The organism is Streptomyces sp. NPDC057438 (assembly GCF_042802995.1).
Classification (GTDB): Bacteria; Actinomycetota; Actinomycetes; order Streptomycetales; family Streptomycetaceae; genus Streptomyces.
This window is the reverse complement of record NZ_JBHVDD010000033.1, coordinates 32,138-54,635: the sequence shown is the minus strand read 5'-3', so window position 1 is coordinate 54,635 and position 22,498 is coordinate 32,138. Positions and strand designations below refer to the sequence as shown.

Sequence of the window (22,498 nt, the reverse complement as noted above, 5' to 3'; positions counted from 1 at the left end):
CCCGCTTCAGCAGCTCGGAACCTTGCCCTTGCCCGTCTCCAGCGCCACGAGCGAGTCGACCGTGCCCTTCAGCGTGGTCACCGGGATGAGCCGCAGCCCCTTGGGCAGTTCGCTCTGCGCGTCGGCGCACTCGGCCCGGGGGACGAGGAAGACGGTCGCGCCGTCGCGGCGGGCCGCCTGGGTCTTGAGCGCGACCCCGCCGACGGGACCGACCCGCCCGTCGGCGGCGATGGTCCCCGTACCGGCGATGACCCGGCCGCCCGTGAGGTCGCCCCCGCTGCCGTCGCCGTCGAGCTTGTCGACGATGCCGAGGGAGAACAGCAGTCCCGCGCTGGGGCCGCCGACATCGGCGAGCCGGAGGGTGACCTCGACGTCGTCGGAGTCCTCGCCCAGGTAGGCGAGCGCCGCCTCGGTGGCCGTGTCCTGGGACTTCTTCATCTCGGCCGCGTTGTGCTTCTGGATCTGCTCGGTGGTGTCCCCGCTGGGGTAGACCGCGTCACGCGGCATGACGGCCTGGTCCGTGCGGAACCAGCCGTCGAGCACGTCGCCGAGTCCGACGCGAGCATCCGGGCCCGTGGCCTCGATCGTCGTCATCCGCAGCTGTCCGCTGGTCCTCCGGGCCTCCGCGCCGCTGATCGTGATCACCGGCTCCCCCTTGTTCTCGCCCAGCACGTTCGCCGTCATCCCCGGCTGCGCCACGGAGAACGGCAACGGCGCGAACGCCACCGTGGCGAGCAGCCCCACCACGGGCAGGGCGCATACGGCTACGGCCACGGGACGCGAAAGGAGGGAGAGACGTGAGAGCACGGGGTCAATCTACGTGAGGGCCGGTTCCGGCCAGGGGGCGGTGGCATCCCGGCGGCCCGGGAACGGCGCCGGGGCCGGTGGGCCTCAGTTGACGTCCACGTCCTCGAAGAGTCCGAGGAGATGCGTCAGCACCCGTACGCAGGCGTCGACGTCGGCGCCGGTCAGGTCGCCGCCCGCCTGCCGCAGCAGCTCGCGCTCCCGGGCGACCAGCGCGTCGATGGTGGCCCGGCCGGTGTCGGTCAGCCGGATCAGGGAGGAGCGCTGGTGCGCCGGGTTCGCGATGGCCTCGACGAGGTCCCGCCCGGCTGCCTCGTTGACCATACGCTGCACGAACTGCCTGCTCAGCGCCAGCGTCCGGCCCATCTGGGGCACGGTCATGGGGCGCCCGCCCATGCGCAGCAGCTCCAGCACGGCCCGTACGCCGACGGGGAACCCCTCCTTGCGTTCCTTCAGCTCCAGCGCGCGGGTCGTCCGCCGGTAGAGGGGACCGAGGACGGCGAACACCTCGGACAGCCGCCCGGCGAGCAGGTCGGGGGGCAGCGGCTCATCGTTCTCTGTCACGGGGCCATTCTCCTTTCTCCTTTCTCCGAACTTCTCTTCGTTCGTCTCTTCGTTCGTCTCTTCGTTCTTCGTCTCCGGACGGTCACGTTGGCGCTCACCACAGGAACAGGATGACAACCTGGTTGTCACTTACCCCGCAACATGACACCCTGGTTGTCATGACCGATGCCTCGCAGGTCCCCCTGCGCACGTTCCCCTCCGACGACGGCCCGCTCGCCTACCAGGACGTGGGCACGGGCGTCCCGCTCGTGCTGCTGCACGGCGGCTTCACGGATCACCGCATGTGGAGCGATCTGGTGCCCGCCCTGGCGGCCGGCCACCGCGTCATCGTGCCGGACGCCCGGGGGCACGGCGCCTCCGCCAACGCGAGCGGACCGTTCCGGTTCACCGACGACCTCGCCGCCCTGCTGCGCCACCTGGAGACGGGCCCGGCGGTCCTGATCGGCCTGTCGATGGGCGGGGGCATCGCCGTCGACACGGCCCTGGAACACCCCGACCTCGTACGCGCCCTCGTCGTCAGCGGCGTCGGGACCAGCGAGCCCGAGTTCACCGACCCGTGGACCAAGGACAGCACCGCCCGGTACTACGGCGCGCTGATGTCGGGGGACATCGAAGGGTGGCTCGACATCACCGGCGAGGTCGTCGCGGGCCCGTATCGCAAGGTCGAGGACGTGGACCCGGAGATCGTGCGGCGCGTACGGGAGATGAGCCGCGCCACCGCGGCCAAGCACACCCTCGGCGAGACGGACTGGCACGTCCCGGTGACCGACACCTGGGCCCGCGCCGCCTCCATCACCGTGCCCACCCTCGCCGTCAACGGCGCCCTGGACGCCCCTGACCTCGTCGCCATGGCCGAGCGCCTGACCAGGACGGTCGCGGGCGAGGGCCGGGCCGTCTCGATCGAGGACACCGCCCACTACGTCAACATGGAGAAGCCGGACGCCTTCACCGCCCACCTGCTGGACTGGCTCGGCACACTGGACGCCCGGACCGACCGGACCCGCTGAACCGGTTGGAGGTCGAGGCGGCGGTGCGCGCGTCGGCGCATGATGTCACCGGAGCGGGTCACCGCAGCGCGTCGGCCACCTCTCGGGCCGCGTCCATGACACGCGGCCCGACCCGCTCCGGCACCGCGTCCGCCAGCATGACGACCCCCACGCTGCCCTCGACCCCGCTCACCCCGAGCAGAGGCGCGGCGGCCCCGCTGGCGCCGGCCTCCAGCTCACCGTGCGTGAGCGTGTACCCGGGCCAGTCCCCCGGCTGCTGCCGGCCGGACAGGATCGCCCGCCCCGCGGCCCCCCGGTCCAGCGAGTGCCGGAAGCCGGCCCGGTACGCCACGTGGTAGTCCGTCCATGACGGCTCGACGACCGCGACGGCCAGCGCCTCGGTCCCGTCGACGAGCGTGAGATGTGCGGTCGCGCCTATGTCCTCGGCCAGCGACCGCAGCGCGGGCAGCGCGGCCTCCCGCACCAGCGGATGCACCTGCCGCCCGAGCCGCAGCACGCCCAGCCCGACCCGGGCACGTCCGCCGAGGTCACGGCGGACGAGGGAGTGCTGCTCCAGGGTGGCGAGCAGGCGGTAGACGACGGTGCGGTTGACCCCGAGCTTGTTGGACAGCTCGGTGACGGTCAGTCCGTGATCGGTGTCGGACAGCAGCTTGAGGACACGCAGTCCCCGGTCGAGTGTCTGAGAGGTCTCCGCGGTCACGACACCCACTCCTTCTTGGGTGAGGCGGCAACCCCTGTCACGGCTGATGCGTCACCGGTCCCGTCGGCGTCCGCGCCACAGAGGCCGCCGATCGGCTGTACCCGGATCATCCGGGCGGAGTCGCTTCACGGCTGCGCTCCGCGGCGGCGCTGCCACGGGGCGTGTGCGTAGCGGGACAGTAGACGAGCCGGTTCGCTGAGCGGAAGACTCCGTCCAGAATCCGGTCAGTGACCGGTACGGACTACTTGGATTTGTCGCGAAATGTGCGGGCGCGCCACACAGGCCACAGCACCCACGCCGCGGAGGTCACCGCATCCGGGTGGCCCACTCCTGGACCTTGGCGATGCGCTGCCGCAACTGTCCGGCAGTGGCCTCGGCGCTCGGCGGTCCGCCGCACACCCGCCGTACCTCGGTGTGGATGACACCGTGCGGCTTGCCGCACTGGTGGGAGTACGCGCCGACCATGCCGTTGAGCTGTTTGCGCAGCTCCAGCAGCTCCTTGTGGGTGACGACGGGCCGCCGGTCGGCGGGCAGCTCCACCAGGTCGGCCTCGGAGTCCGGCTTCTTGCGGCTGTGCGCGATCTGCCGCGCCTGGCGCTTCTGGAGCAGCAACTGCACCTGGTCCGGCTCCAGCAGACCCGGGATGCCGAGGTAGTCCTGCTCCTCCTCGCTGCCGGGGTGGGCCTGCATACCGAACTCGGCGCCGTTGTACATGACCCGGTCGAACACGGCGTCCGACTCCAGCGCCTCGAAGGGCAGCATGTCCTGGTCGCCGGTGTCCTCGTCCTGCTCCCGCTCCGCCTCCGCGAGGAGCTTGTCCTCCTCGGCGTACGGGTCCTCCTCGCCCTCCTTCTTCGGCTTGTCGAGGGCGTGGTCCCGCTCCACCTCCATCTCGTTGGCGAAGGTCAGCAGGTCGGGGATGGTCGGCAGGAACACGGACGCGGTCTCGCCACGCCGCCGGGACCGTACGAAACGGCCGACGGCCTGGGCGAAGAACAGCGGGGTGGAGATGGTGGTGGCGTAGACGCCCACGGCCAGCCGGGGCACGTCGACGCCCTCGGACACCATGCGTACGGCGACCATCCAGCGGTCGGTGCCGTGGCTGAACTCGTCGATGCGGTTCGAGGCGCCCGAGTCGTCGGAGAGGACGACCGTCGCGCTCGTCCCCGTGATCTCGCGGATCAGCTTGGCGTAGGCGCGGGCGGAGTCCTGGTCGGTGGCGATGACGAGGGCGCCGGCGTCCGGGATGGCCTTCCTGACCTCGGTGAGCCGCTGGTCGGCGGCGCGCAGCACGCTCGGCATCCACTCGCCGCGCGGATCGAGGGCCGTACGCCAGGCCTGGCTGACCGCGTCCTTGGTCATGGGTTCGCCGAGGCGGGCCTCGATCTCGTCGCCCGCCTTGGTCCGCCAGCGCATGTTGCCGCTGTAGGAGAGGAAGATGACGGGCCGCACGACGTTGTCGGCGAGCGCGTTGCCGTAGCCGTAGGTGTAGTCGGCGGAGGACCGCCGGATGCCGTCCGCCCCCTCCTCGTACGTCACGAAGGGGATGGGGTTGGTGTCCGAGCGGAAGGGGGTGCCGGTGAGCGCGAGCCGCCGGGTGGCGGGCTCGAACGCCTCCAGGCACGCCTCGCCCCAGGACTTGCTGTCACCGGCGTGGTGGATCTCGTCGAGGATGACGAGGGTCTTGCGCTGCTCGCTGCGGTTGCGGTGCAGCATGGGCCGCACGCCCACACCCGCGTACGTGACCGCGACGCCGTCGTACTCCTTGCTGAGCGGCCCCGCGCTGTACTCCGGGTCCAGCTTGATCCCTATCCGTGCCGCGGCCTCGGCCCACTGCTTCTTCAGGTGCTCGGTGGGCGCCACGACCGTCACCTGTTGCACGACGTGGTGGTGCAGCAGCCAGGACGCGAGCGTCAGCGCGAAGGTCGTCTTCCCGGCGCCCGGGGTCGCGACCGCGAGGAAGTCCCGCGGCTGCTCCTGGATATACCTCTCCATCGCCCCCTGCTGCCAGGCACGCAGCTTGCTGGCGGTACCCCAGGGGGCACGGCCGGGGAAGGCGGGCGAGAGATGGTGGCTGGAGGCGGCGGTGGTAGTCACGGTCTCCGGTCTGTGGGTCGAGCGGCTCGGCGGGCAGCCCCGGGCGACTCGCGCAGCGACCCGCTCACCACGGCTACGTATGACAACCGGGCCACCCTACCGGCGCCCGCACCGTGTCAACGCGCGTACGACACCCCCTCCCCCGGCGATGGGACCCACCTCACAACCCCCGCAACCGCTCAGCGATCACCTCGACCTCGCCCTCCTCACCGGACGCGATATCGATGACCAGGTCGTACGCCCGCTTCTGGTCCACAGCAGCCAGGTCCACCCCGTTGACCGCGAGAAACGTCACGGCCGCGAGCCAGGCCGTCCGCTTGTTCCCGTCCACGAGGGGGTGGTTGGTGGCGAGGGCGTGGAGCAGGGCGGCGGCCTGGTCGTACAGGTCGGTGTAGGCGGCGGTCCCGAACATACGGGCGCGTGGCCGGTGCACAGCCGACTCCAGCAGCCCCGCCTCCCGGGACTCGGGCGCCTTCCCGCCGAAGGCGATCTCCGCGACAGTGATCACCTCGGCCACGGTCAGATGACGGCTCACTCCCCCAGCCTCCGCAACAACTCGGCGTGCTCCTCGGCGAGCCGCTCGGCCTGCGCCCGCACACATCCGCTGTCCGCCCGGAGATACGCCTCGACGGCGGCCTCCGCCACCTCCTCGGGACGTCGCCCCTGGGCATCGGCGAGGTCGGCGAGAGCTCGGTGCCGGTCGGGGTCGAGGTGGAGAGTGATCTCGGTCATGAGGCGACACCAGGATCAGCGATCACCCGATTTCCACCGCTTTACGGGATCCACGGCAGCAGGGCCCCACCCGCCACGTCAGCCCTCACCGCGCCCGCAACCGCGTGGTCACCCACGCCCCCACCAGCGCCACCCCCGCCATCGGCAGGAACACCGCGACGAAGGCCGCCGGGTGGGACGCGGCGCCAGCGGTCGTGGTGGCCGTGTGGCCGGCCGCGCCGCCGCCCAGCGCGGCGAAGGCGGCGCCGCCCGCCGCGAGCAGCAGCGCGTTGGTGAGGCCGTCGGAGATCTGGAGCGCTGCGGAGTTGGTCCCCGCCTCCTCGGGCGCGGACAGCTGGAGCAGCAGCACGCTGGTGGAGGAGATGACGAGCCCCATCCCGAAGCACCCGAAGGCCCACGCGACGGCCACGGTCCACACCGGGACGGAGTCGGCCAGCACCCCCGGCAGCGTGGTGATCGCCGCCGCGACCAGCAGCATCCCCACCGTCATCAGCCGCTCCCGGTACGGCTCCACTCGCGCCCGCGCCTGCACCCAGGACCCCAGCGCCCAGGTCGCCCCGCCCGCCGCGAGCGAGAACCCGGCGAGCGTCGGCGACAGCCCCCGCTGGGTCACCAGCATCAGCGGCACGAACGACTCGGCCGCCACGAACGACCCCGCCGCGACCCCGCGCAGCAGCACCACCGACGGCAGCCCCCGCACCGCCCGGTACGTCCCCCGCGGCAGCAGGCCCAGCACCGCCGGCACCAGCAGTCCGGCCCCCGCGACCGCCGGCAGGACCGACCACCACCGCAGGTCCTGGGCGGCGTACTGCAGCAGCCCGGCGCCGAGCGAGATGGCGAGGGCGAGCCGGATGCGGCGGCCGCCGAAGGCGGAGCCGGGGGGCCGCGCCGCTCCCTCCCTGCGCACCGGCCCGGAGGCCCTGCGCCGTATCTGCGGCAACGCGAGCCCCAGCGGCAGGACGACGAGCACCGGAATGCCCAGGAACACCCAGCGCCAGCCCAGCTGTTCCGTCACCGCGCCCGAGGCGAGCGGGCCGACCACGGACGGGACGACCCAGCTCGCCGCGAAGGCCGCCATGATCGACGGCCGCAGCCGCTCCGGGTAGGCGCGTCCGACCACCACGTACAGCGCGACGATCACCAGTCCGCCGCCGAGCCCCTGCACGGCCCGCCCGAGGACGAACAGCCACATCACCCCGGCGGTCCCCGACAGCACCAGTCCCGCGGCGAAGGTACCGATCCCCGCCGTCAGCGCCCCCAACGGCCCCCGGTGGTCCGCCCATTGGCCCGCCAGCACCATCCCGAACAGGCTCGTGGTGAAGTACGCCGAGAACGCGAAGCCGTAGGCCGGGATCCCGTCCAGCTCCCGCGCCGCGACCGGCATGGCCGTCCCCACCGCCATGGCCTCGAAGGCGATCAGCAGCACGACCGACACGATCCCGACACTGAGCCCCCGGTGGGAACGGCTCAGCACACTGTCCGCGCCGTCGGGACCGGCGGGCGGGGCGGGGGTCAGCGTGACGCCCGTGTCACGCGCTTCGGAGTCGGCCATGCCCGCCAGCGTAAGGGGCACCACAGACATACGCCCCTGTCCGGAGTCCCGCACCGCCTGGGACCTTGGTCGTACGCCCCACCGTTCATGAACGGCGTGTGGCAGTCCCGTTGCGGCGGCCCCGGTTCTCTTGAGTCCCCGCCCGAGCCCCGCCTACGGTCTACTCATCGAGTTCGGAGCGGCAGGCACCACGCTTGTGACGCTCACGACCCGACCGTGTGCCCGAGTGGTTCAGGGAGTCGCCTGCAAAGCGACTTACGCGGGTTCGATTCCCGCCGCGGTCTCCAGCACGACGTGACGGCCGACCGCTTTCCCGTGGTCGGCCGTTCTCTTGTGGCCAGTTGGCCGTTCAGGTACGGCCGGGGGTCAGATTCCCGCGCAGGCCCTGTTGCGCAGGGTCTCCACCCAGCAGCCCGTGGCCGTTCCCTCGTGCCTCTCGCGGTGCAGGAGCCAGAGGGTGAAGGCCAGGGTGGAGATGTCGGCGTCGAGGGGGCAGAGGGTCGACTCGGTCTCGCTCCAGTTGAGGATCGCCCCGGTGGTGCCGTCGACGACGAGGCTGCTGCCCTCGACGAAGTGGCCCAGGCGGATCAAGTGGGCGGCTCTGTCCGGGAGTCGGCCGGAGCCGGCGGACCGGCCGGTGTCCGCCACGTACTCGGCGAGGGTCGGCAGCGGGATGTCCGTGTCGAGCTGGAAGAAGCCGTGGTCCTCGGGCAGGCCCATGTCCCGCAGGAAGCGGCGGGTCGGCTCGTGGGTGAGCGTGGCCGGGAAGTCGAAGTCCTCGAAGCGCCACACCCTGCTCTGGCCGAACTCCTCGTCCAGCAGCCGGGCGGGCAGGTCCAGCGCCAGTCCCGAGCGCGTGGCCGGCCGTCCGGCCGGCGCCGCCAGGTCGTGCAGATCGTTCAGGTCGTGCAGATCGTTCAAGTCGTGCAGATCGTTCAGGTCGTTCAGGTCCGTCAGGCCCATTGTCCCCATCGTCATTGTGCTCATGGCTCCCCCCGGCACATGGTTCGCGGTGTGCGTCCCCCGTGAGGATCACGCGCCGCCGAGCGGTCGTCGTCCCCACTGTCGAGAACCATACGCCGCCCCACCGACAACGCCCGCCGTACACGCGAACACGCGTCCCAGGAACGTGCCGTGGCCCGCCCACGCGCCCCTAAGGCGCCGTCACCACCGCGGCCTGCGGCCGGATCGGCAGCCGGTTCACGGGGCGTCCGGTGGCCGCCCGGACGGCCGCCGCGATGGCCGCCGGGGAGGTGACCACCGGCACCGCGCTGGCCGCCTTCGCGCCGAAGGGAGCCACGACGTCCCGTTCCTCCACCAGCTTGACGATCTGGATGTCGGGGGCGTCCAGGGCCGTGGGCAGGGCGTACCCGGTGAGGTCGGGGTGGCGGATGAGGCCCCGGGGGGTGCGGAGGTTCTCCGTGAGGGCCACGCCCACCCCCTGGGTGACGCCGGCCTCGATGCGCGCGGCGAGCTGTGCCGGGTGGAGGATCCGGCCGACGTCCTGGGCGACGGCCAGCTCCACGACGCGTACGGAGCCGAGTTCGATGTCGACGTCCACGACCGCGCGGATCGCGCAGAACGCCAGGCCCACGAACGCGTCGCCCTGGCCGGCCTCGTCCAACGGCTCGGTGGGGTGCGGGCGGCACTGGGCGGTGGCCCACAGCTCCTTGCCGTCCATCGCCTCCGCGACCGTGGTGGACAACACACCGTCGTACGACGTGATCTTGCCGTCGGTGATCTGCAGCAGCTCCGTGGACATGCCGAACTTGTGGGCCAGCGGCTGCAGGAGCTGGGTGCGGACCATCTTGGCCGCGCGTTCCACCGCGCCGCCGGAGACCCAGGTGTGGCGGCCCCGGCAGCTCGGGCCGGCCGGGGGCTGGTCGGTGTCGACCTGGGCGATGTGGACCTCGTCGATGCCCAGGGTCTCCTGGACGATCTGCCGGGCGAGGGTGGAGAAGCCCTGGCCGGTGTCGACGGCCGCGCACAGCACGGTCGCGATGCCGTCGTGGACCTTCACGGTGGCCGTGGAGACCTCGTCCGCGCCCTCGGCGCCGAGCATGTGGACCATGCCGAGGCCGTAGCCGACGCCGCGCCGGACGGCGCCGGGCTCGCCCGCGCCCTCGGGGCCGCCCGGGAGCAGCCACTCCTCCTCGGGGGTGTCCTTGGGCAGCGCCGGGAGCGGGAACTCCTGGACGGCCTGGAGGAGTTCGGCGACCGGCGCCGGGCAGGTCACGGACTGGCCCGTCGGCAGCACGTCGCCCGTGGACATCACGTTGCGCATGCGCAGTTCCGCCGGATCGATGCCCAGCTTCTTCGCCAGCTTGTCCATCTGTGCCTCGTACGCGGCGCAGACCTGCAGCGCGCCCTCGCCGCGCACATGGCCGGAGGGCGGGTTGTTGGTGCGGACCGCCCAGCCCTCGATGAAGGCGTTGGGGACGACGTACGGGCCGCAGGCGAACGAGACGGCGGCGGCCAGCGCCTCCGAGGAGGTGTCGGCGTACGCGCCCGCGTCGAGCAGGATCTGCGCCTCGACCTTGACGATCCTGCCCTCTGCGTCCGCGTGGTGGCGGTAGCGCAGCAGGGTGGGGTGCCGGTGGGCGTGGCCGAGGAAGGACTCCTCGCGGGTGGCCGTCAGCTTGACCGGGCAGCCCGTCTTCAGCGCGAGCAGGCCGAGCGGGAGCTGGAAGCCCTGGTCCTCGCGGTCGGCGGTGGCACCGGGGACGCCGGTGACGACGATCTTGACGCGGTCGGGGGCCAGGCCGTAGCAGGCGGCGGCCGCGTCGCGGTCGGTGTGCGGGTCGGTGGAGGCCACGTACAGCTCGACCCCGCCGTCGGGGCGGGGCACGGCGAGGCCGGCCTCGGCGCCGATGGGGGCCGGGTCCGCGCGGCCGATGCGGTACTGGCCCTCGACGACGATCTCGCCGGACGCGTTCGGGTCGCCGTGGCGCAGCGGGATGTGGCGGATGAGGTTGCCGTCGGGGTGCAGGGGCTCGGCCTCGAAGGCCTGCTCCGGGTCGATCACCGGGTCGAGCACCTCGTACTCGACGATGACGGCCGCGGCGGCCATCCGCGCGGTGTCGGGGTGGTCGGCGGCGACGGCGGCGATGGGCTCGCCGTGGTGGCGGACGACCTCGGAGGCGAACAGGGGCCGGTCGGCCTTGCCCCGCCCGTGCAGGGCCACGCCCGGCACGTCCTCGTGGGTGACGACCGCCCGTACGCCGGGCATCTCGCGCGCGTGGGACGTGTCGATGGACACGATGCGGGCGTGCGGGTGCGGCGAGCGGAGCACGGCGGCCCACAGCAGGCCCTCGGCCCACAGGTCGGCCGCGTACGGGAAGGTGCCCTCGGACTTGGCGCGCGAGTCGGCGGAGGGCAGGGACACGCCCAGGCCGTGCGGGACCTGTTCGGGGGCGGCCCCGGCCTCGCCGGGGCCCGCGGGCGTCGCGATGACGGTTTCGTTGCTCACGCCTGGCCTCCGTCCTGGCCGAAGGACCGGCCCTGACCGCCGTACGAGTCGTCCTGTCCGCCGTACGACCCGTCCTGACCGGCGAAGGACCGGCCCTGACCGCCGTAGCTGTCACCCTGATCGGCGAAGTTCTGGCCCTGCCCGCCGTACGTGTCGTTCTGACCGGCGAAGTTCTGCCCCTGACCGCCGTACGTGTCGCCCTGGCCGGCGAACGACTGGCCCTGGCCGCCGTAGGAGTCGTCCGGGGCGGTGAACGACAGCCCCTGGCCGCCGTAGGACCGGTCGGGGTCGTGCGGGGCCGGCGGGGGTGCGTTCCCGGGGTCGAACGCGGCCGTGTTGACACCACCGGCGCCGGGGCCCGCCTGGTGCGGGATCCGTGCCTCGTCGGTGTCCGCGGCGGCCTCGTTCTCGGTGGCCGAGTGCGCCTCGCGTTCGGCGACGACGTCGCGGACGGCCGCCAGGACGCCCCGGTAGCCGGAGCAGCGGCAGAGGTTGCCGCAGAGCGCCTGGCGGGTCTCCAGGTCGGTGGGGGCGGGGTTGCCCTCCAGCAGGTCGTGCACGGTCATGGCCATGCCGGGCACGCAGAACCCGCACTGGACGGCGCCGCACCGGGCGAGGGCCCGCTGCACGTCGGAGGGCTGCCCGTCGGCGGCGAGACCCTCGACGGTGCGCACCTCGCTGCCCGCGGCGGTGACGCCGGGGACCAGGCAGGACGCCACGAGCCGGCCGTCGACCTGCACGTTGCAGGCGCCGCACTCGCCCTGCGAGCAGCCGTCCTTGGCGCCCGCGAGGCCGAGCCGCTCGCGCAGCACGTAGAGCAGCGACTCGCCGATCCAGGCGTCGCTGACGGGCCGCTCGGTGCCGTTGACGCGCAGGACGTAGGAGGCGAGGGGGTGGTCGTCGTGCGGGGGCGGGGTCGGCGCCGGTGCGGGCTCGTCGGCGGACGGCTCCGCGTCGCCCCCGGTGTCGCCCTCGGTGTCCGCCCCGGGGGACGTCTCCGGTGCCTCGGGCCGCTCGGGTTCGCCCTCGGTCCCGTCGTGCGCCCCGGTGTCGGCGTGCGCCTCGGCATCGACCGGCTCAGCCGGGTCCTGGGCGGCCTCCGGGGGCTGTCCGGCGGTCTCGGAAACCGTGTCGGCGTACGCCTCCCCAGGGGCCGCCGAGGGCTCGCCGGCGGCCTCCCGGGCCGCACCCGCCGCGCTCTCCCCCGGCGTTCTCTCCTCGGCCGTGCGTTCCCCGGGCGTGTGTTCCTCGGCCGTGTGCTCCTCGGGGCGGGCCGGGGGCGGCGCGGTCCACGCCGTGCCGATCTCCTCGGTGGCCCAGGGCGCGGCGGCGCCGCCGGGCAGCGTGGCGGGCGGGGTGCCGCCCCACTGCTCGACGAGGGCCGAGGTACTGAACTCGCCGGATTCGTCCGGAAGGTCACCTCCCGCGACCGGAATCGACCACTCGCCTGTCACATCGTGACCGGGAGCGGCCCCTTCCTGCGCGGCGGGCTCCTCGAACGTCCACTGCCCGGTCGAGGCCGGGTTGTACGTGAACCCGTCCTGGGCCGGCGGCTGCGGCTGTCCGGCGTTCGGGTCGTGCCACTCGGCGCCGCCGGCCGGCATCGCCCAGGTGCCCGGGACGGACGGATCGGTCCCGGCGGTGTGGGCCGTGTCCAGGGAGTTCGACGCTATCTGCGGCGGGACATAGCCGTGACCGGGAGCTGCCAGCGGACTGTCGGCGGCGAGCAGCGCGTCGATGCCCCCCTCGGGAAGCTGCACGAACGTCGTGGCGCCGTCGTCGTAGTCGCCCTGCGGCAGCCGCTCCCAGCCGCCCTGGCTCCCCTGCTGCGGGGTGCCTTCTCCGTGCTGGTCGTCGGTCACGACAGTGCCCTCCCCAGTGCTCGTCGGGCCAGCGCGGCGACGGTGCGCCGCAGGTGCAGTACGGCGGGCGGGAGCGGGGCCACGGTCCCGTCGACCTCGGGTGCCGGGTCGGGGATGCAGGCGGCGGCGACGTACTCGCCGAAGGCCTGCAGCGCCTCGGGGACGAGGGTGCGCTCGCCGTCCCAGTCGATCAACTGGCCGACCCACGCCTCGGCGTCCAGCGGCCGCAGCGGCATCGGCGCTATGGCACCGACGGCACACCGCACCCCGCGCCGGGCGGGGTCCAGGACGAGGGCGACGGAGGCGACCGCGCGACCGGGGCCGGTGCGGCCGGTGGCCTTCAGGAAGACCTGCGGCGCGTGCAGCAGCGGCACGCGCACGAAGCCGATGAGTTCGCCGGGCCGCAACATCTCCATGCCGGCCAGCAGGTGCGAAACGGGCATCTCGCGCCGGACCCCGCCCGGGCCCGCGATGATCAGCGTGGCCTCCAGGGCGGCCAGCACGGGCAGCGCGTCCCCGGTGGGAGCGGCTGTCGCGATGTTGCCGCCGAGGGTGCCGGCGTTGCGGATCTGCGGTGGCCCGGCGGCGCGCGCGGCGGCGGCGAGCGCCGGAATGAGCGCCGCGAAGTCCGGGCGCCCCATGCGGGCGTGCGTCAGTCCCGCCCCCAGGAGGGCGTGTCCGTCCTGGTACTGCCAGCCGCGGATCTCGCTGATCCTGCCGAGCCCGACCAGCGCGGCGGGCCTGAGCTGCCCGGAGTTGACCGCGGCCATGAGGTCCGTGCCGCCCGCCACCGGAACCGCCCAGGGCATGGCGGCGAGAGCCGCCACGGCCTCGTCCAGCGAGCCGGGCAGGGTCACGGCCTGCGCCGCCTGCGGTGCGTGCGTGGTCAAACCGGATGCCCCTTCCCGCTGCCCCACCTGGTCCGCCTGTGTTGCCGTACGGTACGTGCTGACAGGGCGGACGTGGCAACTCTGGCACATTCTCGCGAGGCCCGAACGCCGGGGTCCGCCACGCGGCATTCGCCCACCTCACCCGCGAGGTGGTCCGTTTTGGAACAGCATCACCCATAGGTGCGCATTGCCATGTGTGGTGCCTCTCGCTCCTCTTGCGCCTCTTGTTCCCCGGCGGCCACCGTCGCAGGGCACGCGCTTTCGGCCCCCCGGGTTCGCGGTCGTCTCACACGTTCGGGGGCGCCCCCTCGATCGGACGTCCGAGCACGCCGGGCCGACGCTGCCACGGGTGCGGGCCCGAAGGCGGCCGATAACCGACCCCCAGGGCGTCGAGCCGCCGGTAGTGCGCCGTCATCCGGCGCTCGAAACCGGCGAAGTCGCGTTCGGCGGGGGCCGGCAGCCGACTCCAGGCCACCTCGGCGAAGGCCGCCAGGCGCGGGAACGTCTGGTAGTCGACGCGGGCGGAGTCCTCCATCGCCTCGGTCCACACGTTGGCCTGGGTGCCGAGCACGTGCCGGATCTCGTCGGGCGTCAACTCCGGTGGCACCGGCTCGAACCGGAAGACGTCCTCCAGGGTGCGCACGAAGCCGATGGGCACCGGCTCGTCGGGGCCGCCGTCCTGACGGTGGTCCAGATACACCTGCTGCTCGGGGCACATCACCACGTCGTGACCGGCGCGGGCCGCCGTGATGCCGCCCGCGTAGCCCCGCCAGGACGACACGGCCGCCCCCGGCGCGAGGCCGCCCTGGAGGATCTCGTCCCATCCGATCAGGCGACGCCCGCGCGCGGTCAGCCAGTTGTCGAAGTGCCGGACGAACCACGACTGCAGGGCGTCCTCGTCCGCGAGCCCCAGCTCCCGGATGCGGGCCTGGGCGGTGGCCGACTCCCGCCACTGGTCCTTGGGGCACTCGTCGCCGCCGATGTGCACGAACGGCGAGGGGAACAGCTCCAGGACCTCCTCGAACACCCCCTCGTAGAAGCGCAGGGTGTCGTCGTTGGGGGCGAGTACGTTCGTGCTGATGCCCCAGGTGTCCCAGACGGTGAGGGCGGCCGTGTCGACGACGTCGGTGTTGCCGAGTTCCGGGTACGCGGCGATCGCGGCCTGGCTGTGTCCGGGGACGTCGATCTCGGGCACGACGGTGATGTGCCGCGCGGCCGCGTAGGCGACGATCTCGCGGACGTCGTCCTTCGTGTAGTGGCCGCCGTGGGGTTTCTCCTCCCACAGGGGTGATGCGCGGTGGCCGAATCTGGTGCGCGCCCGCCAGGAGCCGACCTCCGTCAGCCTCGGGTACCGCTCGATCTCGATCCGCCAGCCCTGGTCGTCCGTCAGGTGGAGGTGGAGGACGTTGAGTTTGTGCGCGGCCATCAGGTCCAGGTAGCGCAGGACCTGGTCCTTGGGGAGGAAGTGACGGGCGACGTCGAGCATGAGGCCGCGCCAGGCGAAGCGGGGGGCGTCCGCCACGGTCAGGGGCGGGAGGCCGTAGCGGGCCCCGGGGCGCACGGGGGCGCGCCGGAACGCCTCGGGACCGAGGAGCTGGCGCAGGGTCTGGGCGCCCCAGAAGACCCCCGCCGGGCCGCCGCCGCGGATCTCGACGCCCCGGCCGGCGACCACGGCGAGCCGGTACGCCTCCGGCTCCAGGCCGTCGTCGAGGCGCAGGCACACGGCACCACGGGCGTCCTCGGGGCCGGGCGGCAGCGACAGCCCGAGGGCGGCGCCGAGCGTCGAACGCAGCCAGCGGGCCGTGTCCTCGGTGCCCGGCGCCGCCCACAGGGTGGTGCTCTCGTCGAACGGTACGCCGGGGCCCGGGGGGCCCTCGGCGGTGAGGGGCGCCGGGATCAGGTCCGTCGCCAACGGGTCCGTCGTCAACAGGTCCGTCGTCATCATCGCGTCCGTGGTCATCGAGTCCGTCCCCATCAAGTCCGCCCGCATCGGGCCCGTCCGCAGCACGCCCGTCCGCTTCGGATCCGTCCGCATCCGATCCGCACACATCGAGCCCACCCGCATCGCACCCGCCGCATCGGGCGCGGCCGCATCGGGTCGGTGGTCCTCGGGTCAGTGGTCCTCGGGTCAGTGGTCACCGAGTCCGTCCCCATCAAGTCCGCCCGCATCGGGCCCGTCCGCATCGGATCCGCACGCGGCAAGTCCGTCCGCATCGGCCGCTCCGCATTCGATCCGCCCGCATCGGGCCGGTCCGCATCGCACCCGCCCGCATCCGATCCGCACGCATCGCATCCGCCCGCATCGCATCCACCCGCGTCCCGTCAGTCCTTGACCGCGCCGCCCAGGCCGGAGACCAGGCGCCGCTGGACGAGGACGAAGAAGACCAGCACCGGAACCGTCATCACCGTGGAGGCCGCCATGACGCCGCCCCAGTCCGGCTCCTCGGGCTTGTAGAACACCAGCAGGGCCATCGGCAGCGTCGACTGGGACGTGTCGCTGATGATGAACGACTTGGCGAACAGGAAGTCGTTCCAGGCCGAGATGAAGGAGAAGACGCTGGTGGCCACCAGCCCCGGGAAGACGAGCGGGAAGAGGATCTGCCAGAGGAACCGGGACCGGCTCGCCCCGTCGAGCTGGGCGGCCTCCTCCAGTGCCTCCGGTACGGCCTTCACGAATCCGCGCAGCATCCAGATCGCGAACGGCAGCGAGAACGCGATGTGGGGCAGGATCAGCGCGCCCAGGGTGTTGAGTTGACCGAGGTCCCGCATCTGGAAGAAGAGAGGAATGGTGAGCGCCTCGACGGGCACCATCTGGGCCACCAGGAACATGATCAGCAGGGTGGTCCGGAATCGGAAACGGAATCGGGTGACCGCCGTCGCCGCGAGAAACGCGATCAGCGCGGAGATCACCACCACCGTGCAGGCGACGACAAGGCTGTTGAGGAAGTACCGGCCGAATTCCTGCTGCCCGAAGACGCGGCGGAAGGAATCCAGCGTCGGCGCGAGGGTCCAGGGCCGCGGTTCCGCCGACTCGATCTCCCCCGCCGGTCTGACCGCGCTCAACACCATCCAGTACAGCGGAAACGCCACCACGGCCGCGATGACCAGGGCCGATATCTCGGCGGCGAGCCGCCCCGGCCGCCGCGGGAATGCCCGTGAATTCACAGCTCCTCCCCCTGTCCGCGCAGCAGCCGCAGATAGACCAGCGTGACGGCCAGCAGAATCACCAGCATCACCACACCGATCGCCGAACCGAGGCCGTACTGGGAGGACGCGAAGGCCTTCTGATAGGCGTACACGTTGAGGACGAGGTTCTGGCCCGCGATACCGCCGCCGCCCGTCATCACATAGATCTGGGTGAAGACCTTGAAGTCCCAGATGACCGACTGAATGGTGACGACGACAAGGATCGGCCGCAGCATCGGTGCGAGGACGGACCGCCAGATCCGCCAGGGCGAGGCACCGTCCAGGGCCGCGGCCTCCAGGATCTCGGCGGGTACGGAGCGGATGCCCGCGTAGACGGTCACCATCACGAACGGGAAGGAGCACCACACCACTTCGAGCAGGACGAGGAGGAAGGCGCTGTACCGCCCGTAGGTCCAGGAATGGTCGCCCAGCCCGAGGATCCGGTTGACCGGGCCGAAGTCCGGGTCGAACAGCAGCAGCCACACCGTGGAGCCGGTGACCGCGGGGGTCGCCCACGCCCCGAGCGCCGCCAGCATCAGGGCCAGGCGCGGCACGGCCCGTACGCGTGTCAGCAGGACGGCGAGCGCGCACCCCACGGCGAGCGTGCAGACCACACAGGCCGCCGCGAAGACGACCGTGGTCAGCAGCACCCGCCGGAACTCGCCGTCCGCGAACAGCTCGGCGTAGTTCCCGAACCCCTGGAAGGTGGCCGGTTCGCCACCGCTGACCTGGGCCTGCGTGTACGCGAAGAAAGAGATCAGCCCGAGCTGGTAGACGGGATGGACGAGCAGCCCGCCGAGAACGACGAGCGCCGGGGCCAGATAGATCCAGGGGGTCCACCCACCCCCGCCCCGACAGGGGCGCGGGGCGTCGACATGTGCGGCTCCGCCGCGGGGGCGCGGCAAGCCACGACGCACCCGAGGCCGCCCACGCTCGGGACCCCCCACCCCGTCAGGCGCCCCCCGCTCAACCGGCGGAGCCGAACGCATCGTTCATCCGCTCCGCCGCGTCCTTCGACGCCTCGGCCACGTCCTTCTTGCCGCTGACGACCTCCTGGAACATCGTCGGCAGGACCAGCGAGGCGTCAATCTGCGCCCAGGCCGGGGAGGCGGGCACGAACCTCGTCCCGGAGGCGAGCGTCTTGACGAAGGGTTCGACGAACGGCTCCCTCTCGGCCGCCGCGGCCCGTACGTCGGTGTACGTCGGCAGGAAGCCCATCGCGTCGAAGAGTTCGCCCTGGGTCTTCTTGGACGCCAGCCGCTTCATCAGGTCGACGGCGAGGGTGCGGTGCGTGGTGCTGTTCAGGACACCGACGTTGTTGCCGCCCGCGAACGCCGGCGCCACCGAGCCGGGCTTCACCCCCGGGAGCGGTACGACGGCGTACTTGCCCTTGACCTTGCCGGCCTCCACGGCCGCGTGGCTGAAGTCGCCGCCGATCGCCATGCCCGCCTTGCCGGCCGCGAACGCGGTGACCGTGTCGTTGCCGCCCATGCCCGCGCACTTGGCGGCGGGGCAGTTGTCGTCGCCGAAGAGCGAGGTGTACGCCTCGATGCCCTTGCGGGCGGCCGCGCTGTCGATCGCGGCCGCGTACGAGCCGCCCTTGCCCTCGGCGATCTCACCGCCGCCCGCCCAGACGAAGGGCATCGCGCCGTAGGTGTAGGCGCCGCCGACGGCGATGCCGTACATCTCGGGCTCGGCGGCCCGGATGCTCCTGGCGGTGGTGGCCAACTCGGCCAGGGACCTCGGGGCTTCGAGGTTCAGTCGCCGGAAGACGTCGGTGCGGTAGTAGAGCGCGCGGACGCCGACGAAGAAGGGTGCCCCGTAGATCTTGCCGTCGACCGTCACGGAGGTCCTGGCGGTGGGGTCGGCGTCCTTGGCGTCGGACCAGTCGTTGAACTCCCGGCTGACGTCGGCGAGTCCGCCGTCCCGCACATAGCCGGCGGTGTCGGTGTTGCCGTACTCGATGAGGTCGGGGGCGCTCCTGGGGTCGTTGAAGGCGGCCTTGACGCGCTGGGCGCGAGTCTCGACGGGGATGTACTCGATCTTCACCTTCGCACCGTCGTGCGCCTTCTCGAAGGCGGCCACCACCGTGTCGACGACCTTCTGCTTCGGCTCGTTGTTCACCTCCTGGAAGAGCCAGACCCGGAGGGTGCCGGTCTTCTCGTCCTCACCGGAGGAGGAGTTGTCGGAGGTCTGGGGGGCGCAGGCGGTCAGTCCGGCCAGCGCCAGGGCCGCGACGGGCACGACGAGTCGGGTGGCGAGCCTCATGAAGCTGTTCCTCCGGAGGGGGGAGCGGAGTGTTGCATTCTCTGCAACGGGCGTTCTGCTCTACACAACACACCGGAGGCTATGGAGTACATGAACATGACCACAAGAGGTCTGTACCACCTTGTGATCCGGGAGCGGGGCTCCACGGGAGGAGCGGAGCCGGGGCACGACAAAGCCCGGGGGCACCCGGACGGCACGGGGTGCGGCCCCTGCCGTTCGTACGGATACCTCCGAGCCGGTCGTGCCCGTGTCTACTTCTTGCCGTCGCCCTGGTCGTCGCCGCCCGCGCCGAGGGACTCGAAGATCTCCTTGCACATGGGGCACACGGGGTACTTCTTCGGGTCACGGCCCGGGACCCACACCTTGCCGCACAACGCCACGACGGGCGTGCCGTCGAGGGCGCTCGCCATGATCTTGTCCTTCTGGACGTAGTGGGCGAAGCGCTCGTGGTCGCCGTCGCCGTGCGACGTCTGCGGCGTCGGCTCGACGAGGGTCCCCGTACCAGTACCGCGCTCGGGCTCAAGAGTGCTCATGACGCAAGGGTACTGAAGCGCGCGGGCATCAGTTGAGCGAAGGGTCGTCCGGGTAGGTGGCCACCATCGCGAGTTCGCTGCGCTGGCGGCGCAGGACCTCTCGCCAGAGCCTTTCCGGACAGGGCGAGGAGACGTCACCGGGTTCGGACTCGACGACGTACCAGGCCCCCTCCGCCAGTTCGTCCTCCAGCTGGCCGGGCCCCCAGCCGGCGTACCCGGCGAAGATGCGCAGCGAGCCGAGTGCGGAGGCGAGCAGCTCCGGCGGGGCCTCCAGGTCGACGAGGCCGATCGCGCCGTGCACCCGCCGCCAGCCGAGCGGGGTCCGGTCCACGGAGCCGCCGCCGGGGATCACCGCGACCCCCAGCGCCGAGTCCAGCTGCACCGGGCCGCCCTGGAAGACGACCCCGGGTTCGCCGGCGAGGTCCGCCCAGCCCTCCAGGATGTCGCCGACGTCCACCGGGGTGGGCCGGTTGAGGACCACGCCGAGCGAGCCCTTCTCGTCGTGGTCGAGGAGCAGCACGACAGCGCGGTCGAAGTTCGGGTCCGCCAGGGCGGGCGTGGCCACGAGCAGCCGCCCTGTGAGCGAGGACACCTCGGTCATGCCAGACATGATCCCGCATCCTGCCCCCGCGCGGGGAGCCAATGCCCTCAGCGGTGTGCGCGCAGCTCACGGCGGGGGGAGGCGCAGGGGGCGCACACCCTGGGCGGTGACCCCGTGTGGCCGGTGGTGAACGGTTCGTGTTGTGGCGAATCCATGACGTGGCTGAGAAGTCCCTGGGCTTACGGAAGGGGGGTGGGCGGCGATTACGCTAGCTCTCCGGCCCACGCCGCGCCGGTCCCGCACCACGGGTCCACCGGCCGTCCGTCCACGCCGGAAAGCCTCTGCCCAACTCCACGGAACGCGAGATCCATGACCGTCAACGGCTCTGACGACGTACTGCTTGTACACGGCGGCACCCCGCTCAGTGGCGAGATCCGTGTCCGCGGTGCGAAGAACCTCGTACCCAAGGCCATGGTCGCCGCGCTGCTCGGCAGCGGTCCGAGCCGGCTGCGCAACGTGCCCGACATCCGCGACGTGAGGGTCGTGCGCGGGCTGCTGCAGCTGCATGGCGTAACGGTCCGCCCGGGTGACGAGCCGGGCGAGCTGGTGATGGACCCGACGAACGTGGAGAGCGCGAACGTCGCCGACATCGACGCCCACGCGGGCTCCTCCCGCATCCCGATCCTGTTCTGCGGCCCGCTCCTGCACCGCCTCGGCCACGCCTTCATCCCCGGCCTCGGCGGCTGCGACATCGGCGGCCGGCCGATCGACTTCCACTTCGAGGTGCTGCGGCAGTTCGGCGCGAAGATCGAGAAGCGGGAGGACGGGCAGTACCTGGAGGCGCCGCGGCGGCTGCGCGGTACGAAGATCCAGCTGCCGTACCCGTCGGTGGGCGCGACCGAGCAGGTGCTGCTCACGGCCGTCCTCGCGGAGGGCGTGACGGAACTCGCGAACGCGGCCATCGAGCCGGAGATCGAGGACCTCATCTGCGTCCTGCAGAAGATGGGCGCCATCATCGCGATGGACACCGACCGCACGATCCGCATCACCGGTGTGGACTCGCTCGGCGGCTACAACCACAAGGCGCTCCCGGACCGCCTGGAGGCCGCCTCCTGGGCGTCCGCCGCGCTGGCGACGGAGGGCGACATCTACGTCCGCGGCGCCCAGCAGCGCTCGATGATGACGTTCCTGAACACCTACCGCAAGGTGGGCGGCGCCTTCGAGATCGACGACGAGGGCATCCGCTTCTGGCACCCGGGCGGCCAGCTGAAGTCGATCGCGCTGGAGACGGACGTCCACCCCGGCTTCCAGACCGACTGGCAGCAGCCCCTGGTGGTGGCGCTGACGCAGGCCACGGGCCTGTCGATCATCCACGAGACGGTCTACGAGTCCCGCCTCGGCTTCACGTCCGCGCTGAACCAGATGGGCGCGCACATCCAGCTCTACCGCGAGTGCCTCGGCGGCTCGAACTGCCGCTTCGGCCAGCGGAACTTCCTGCACTCGGCTGTCGTCTCCGGCCCCACCCGGCTGCAGGGCGCCGACCTGGTCATCCCCGACCTCCGCGGCGGCTTCTCGTACCTCATCGCGGCGCTGGCGGCCCAGGGCACGTCCCGGGTCCACGGCATCGAGCTGATCAACCGGGGCTACGAGAACTTCATGGAGAAGCTCATGGAGCTCGGCGCGAAGGTGGAACTGCCGGGCAAGGCGCTGGGCTGACGGTCCGACGCCACTACGCCGTTGGGGCGGCCACCCGAGTCCGGGTGGCCGCCCCAATGGCGTTCGGTGCGGCGCCCTGAAGGGGCGCGGGGAACTGCGCGACCAGCCTCGGCGGGCCCGCAGTCGCCCACGACGCCGAGCCCTCACGGCGCTCGGGCGGGGCTACTTGCCCTTGGCCGCTTCCTTGAGCTTGCTGCCCGCGGAGACCTTCACGCTGTAGCCGGCCGGGATCTGGATCGGGTCGCCGGTCTGCGGGTTACGAGCGGTGCGAGCGGCACGGTGGGTGCGCTCGAAGGTCAGGAAGCCGGGGATGGTGACCTTCTCGTCGCCCTTGGCGACGATGTCGCCGACGACCTCGGCGAACGCGGCCAGCACGGCGTCGGCGTCCTTGCGGGTCACCTCGGCGCGGTCGGCCAGGGCGGCCACCAGCTCACTGCGGTTCATGTTGTTACTCCCGTGTTCTTCTTGCCGTTGAGGCGGACCCGGGTCCGTCGTCAGACCCTCGCGCCCAGAAACGCATCCTGCACTCACCTGCGGCGGGAAAGCCAATCCAGCACCCCTGGGAGTCACACGAACA

At 72.1% G+C, this 22,498-nt stretch carries 20 protein-coding genes and 1 tRNA gene; 3 read left to right on the top strand and 18 right to left on the bottom strand.

All coding sequences use genetic code 11. From position 1 onward, the window contains the following. Positions 1-6: 6 nt before the first annotated feature. Both ACFU5F_RS19955 and ACFU5F_RS19950 read right to left on the bottom strand, forming a co-directional pair. A complete protein-coding gene (locus ACFU5F_RS19955) occupies positions 7-774 on the bottom strand; it encodes a S16 family serine protease (RefSeq protein WP_383888789.1) in 768 nt (255 codons plus the stop codon). 117 nt (positions 775-891) lie between these two features. Beyond that, positions 892-1,368: a MarR family winged helix-turn-helix transcriptional regulator gene (locus tag ACFU5F_RS19950; protein ID WP_383888786.1), complete on the bottom strand. Its 477-nt coding sequence runs from the start codon at positions 1,366-1,368 to the stop codon at positions 892-894. Positions 1,369-1,526: 158 nt separating this feature from the next. On the opposite strand from ACFU5F_RS19950, the gene ACFU5F_RS19945 reads away from it, so the two are divergent. Next, positions 1,527-2,375: an alpha/beta fold hydrolase gene (locus ACFU5F_RS19945; protein ID WP_383888783.1), complete on the top strand. Its 849-nt coding sequence runs from the start codon at positions 1,527-1,529 to the stop codon at positions 2,373-2,375. A gap of 58 nt (positions 2,376-2,433) precedes the next feature. Here the strand turns inward: ACFU5F_RS19945 and ACFU5F_RS19940 are convergent, their stop codons facing one another. The 5 genes from ACFU5F_RS19940 to ACFU5F_RS19920 all read right to left on the bottom strand — a co-directional run bounded on the left by ACFU5F_RS19940 (position 2,434) and on the right by ACFU5F_RS19920 (position 7,456). Beyond that, complete coding sequence (locus ACFU5F_RS19940; protein ID WP_383888780.1) at positions 2,434-3,075, bottom strand: IclR family transcriptional regulator; 642 nt, start codon at positions 3,073-3,075, stop codon at positions 2,434-2,436. Between the two features lie 306 nt (positions 3,076-3,381). Then, on the bottom strand, positions 3,382-5,172 hold the full coding sequence (locus tag ACFU5F_RS19935) for a DEAD/DEAH box helicase (RefSeq protein ID WP_383888777.1): 1,791 nt from the start codon (positions 5,170-5,172) through the stop codon (positions 3,382-3,384). A gap of 160 nt (positions 5,173-5,332) precedes the next feature. After that, a complete protein-coding gene (locus tag ACFU5F_RS19930) occupies positions 5,333-5,707 on the bottom strand; it encodes a type II toxin-antitoxin system death-on-curing family toxin (protein WP_383888774.1) in 375 nt (124 codons plus the stop codon). After that, positions 5,704-5,904, bottom strand: coding sequence for a hypothetical protein (locus ACFU5F_RS19925; RefSeq protein ID WP_383888771.1), 201 nt, complete (start codon positions 5,902-5,904; stop codon positions 5,704-5,706). Before ACFU5F_RS19925 ends, ACFU5F_RS19930 begins: the two co-directional genes overlap by 4 nt. An 85-nt stretch (positions 5,905-5,989) precedes the next feature. Then, positions 5,990-7,456, bottom strand: a complete 1,467-nt coding sequence (locus ACFU5F_RS19920; protein ID WP_383888770.1) for an MFS transporter — start codon at positions 7,454-7,456, stop codon at positions 5,990-5,992. A gap of 212 nt (positions 7,457-7,668) precedes the next feature. Here ACFU5F_RS19920 and ACFU5F_RS19915 point away from each other — a divergent pair. Beyond that, positions 7,669-7,743, top strand: a tRNA-Cys gene (locus tag ACFU5F_RS19915). 79 nt (positions 7,744-7,822) lie between these two features. On the opposite strand, the gene ACFU5F_RS19910 is transcribed toward ACFU5F_RS19915, so the two are convergent. The 10 genes from ACFU5F_RS19910 to ACFU5F_RS19865 all read right to left on the bottom strand — a co-directional run bounded on the left by ACFU5F_RS19910 (position 7,823) and on the right by ACFU5F_RS19865 (position 20,265). Next, positions 7,823-8,443, bottom strand: coding sequence for an SUKH-4 family immunity protein (locus ACFU5F_RS19910; RefSeq protein WP_383888767.1), 621 nt, complete (start codon positions 8,441-8,443; stop codon positions 7,823-7,825). 166 nt (positions 8,444-8,609) lie between these two features. Beyond that, entirely contained in the window at positions 8,610-10,925 is a 2,316-nt protein-coding gene (locus ACFU5F_RS19905; protein ID WP_383888764.1) for a xanthine dehydrogenase family protein molybdopterin-binding subunit, read from the bottom strand. After that, positions 10,922-12,787: a 2Fe-2S iron-sulfur cluster-binding protein gene (locus ACFU5F_RS19900; protein WP_383888761.1), complete on the bottom strand. Its 1,866-nt coding sequence runs from the start codon at positions 12,785-12,787 to the stop codon at positions 10,922-10,924. Before ACFU5F_RS19900 ends, ACFU5F_RS19905 begins: the two co-directional genes overlap by 4 nt. After that, positions 12,784-13,677, bottom strand: a complete 894-nt coding sequence (locus tag ACFU5F_RS19895) for an FAD binding domain-containing protein (RefSeq protein ID WP_383888758.1) — start codon at positions 13,675-13,677, stop codon at positions 12,784-12,786. Before ACFU5F_RS19895 ends, ACFU5F_RS19900 begins: the two co-directional genes overlap by 4 nt. Before the next feature lie 286 nt (positions 13,678-13,963). After that, positions 13,964-15,622, bottom strand: a complete 1,659-nt coding sequence (locus tag ACFU5F_RS19890; protein WP_383888876.1) for a beta-N-acetylhexosaminidase — start codon at positions 15,620-15,622, stop codon at positions 13,964-13,966. Between the two features lie 377 nt (positions 15,623-15,999). Then, positions 16,000-16,842, bottom strand: a complete 843-nt coding sequence (locus ACFU5F_RS19885) for a carbohydrate ABC transporter permease (RefSeq protein ID WP_383888755.1) — start codon at positions 16,840-16,842, stop codon at positions 16,000-16,002. Beyond that, entirely contained in the window at positions 16,839-17,852 is a 1,014-nt protein-coding gene (locus ACFU5F_RS19880; protein WP_383888752.1) for a carbohydrate ABC transporter permease, read from the bottom strand. The genes ACFU5F_RS19885 and ACFU5F_RS19880 overlap by 4 nt, the downstream gene beginning before the upstream one ends. Beyond that, entirely contained in the window at positions 17,830-19,131 is a 1,302-nt protein-coding gene (locus ACFU5F_RS19875) for an extracellular solute-binding protein (protein WP_383888748.1), read from the bottom strand. The genes ACFU5F_RS19880 and ACFU5F_RS19875 overlap by 23 nt, the downstream gene beginning before the upstream one ends. A gap of 251 nt (positions 19,132-19,382) precedes the next feature. Further along, complete coding sequence (locus tag ACFU5F_RS19870; protein WP_005486786.1) at positions 19,383-19,664, bottom strand: DUF3039 domain-containing protein; 282 nt, start codon at positions 19,662-19,664, stop codon at positions 19,383-19,385. A gap of 28 nt (positions 19,665-19,692) precedes the next feature. Beyond that, entirely contained in the window at positions 19,693-20,265 is a 573-nt protein-coding gene (locus tag ACFU5F_RS19865) for a YqgE/AlgH family protein (RefSeq protein WP_383888745.1), read from the bottom strand. A 309-nt stretch (positions 20,266-20,574) separates the two neighbouring features. Between ACFU5F_RS19865 and murA the strand changes: the two genes are divergently transcribed. Beyond that, the gene (gene murA, locus ACFU5F_RS19860) at positions 20,575-21,921 is read left to right on the top strand and encodes a UDP-N-acetylglucosamine 1-carboxyvinyltransferase (protein ID WP_059081202.1); all 1,347 of its coding nucleotides are present in this window, start codon (positions 20,575-20,577) and stop codon (positions 21,919-21,921) included. Positions 21,922-22,083: 162 nt separating this feature from the next. Here murA and ACFU5F_RS19855 read toward each other — a convergent pair whose 3' ends face one another. Next, positions 22,084-22,365 (bottom strand): HU family DNA-binding protein, encoded by a 282-nt coding sequence (locus ACFU5F_RS19855; protein ID WP_005486790.1) that lies wholly within the window; start codon positions 22,363-22,365, stop codon positions 22,084-22,086. Between the last annotated feature and the right edge of the window lie 133 nt (positions 22,366-22,498).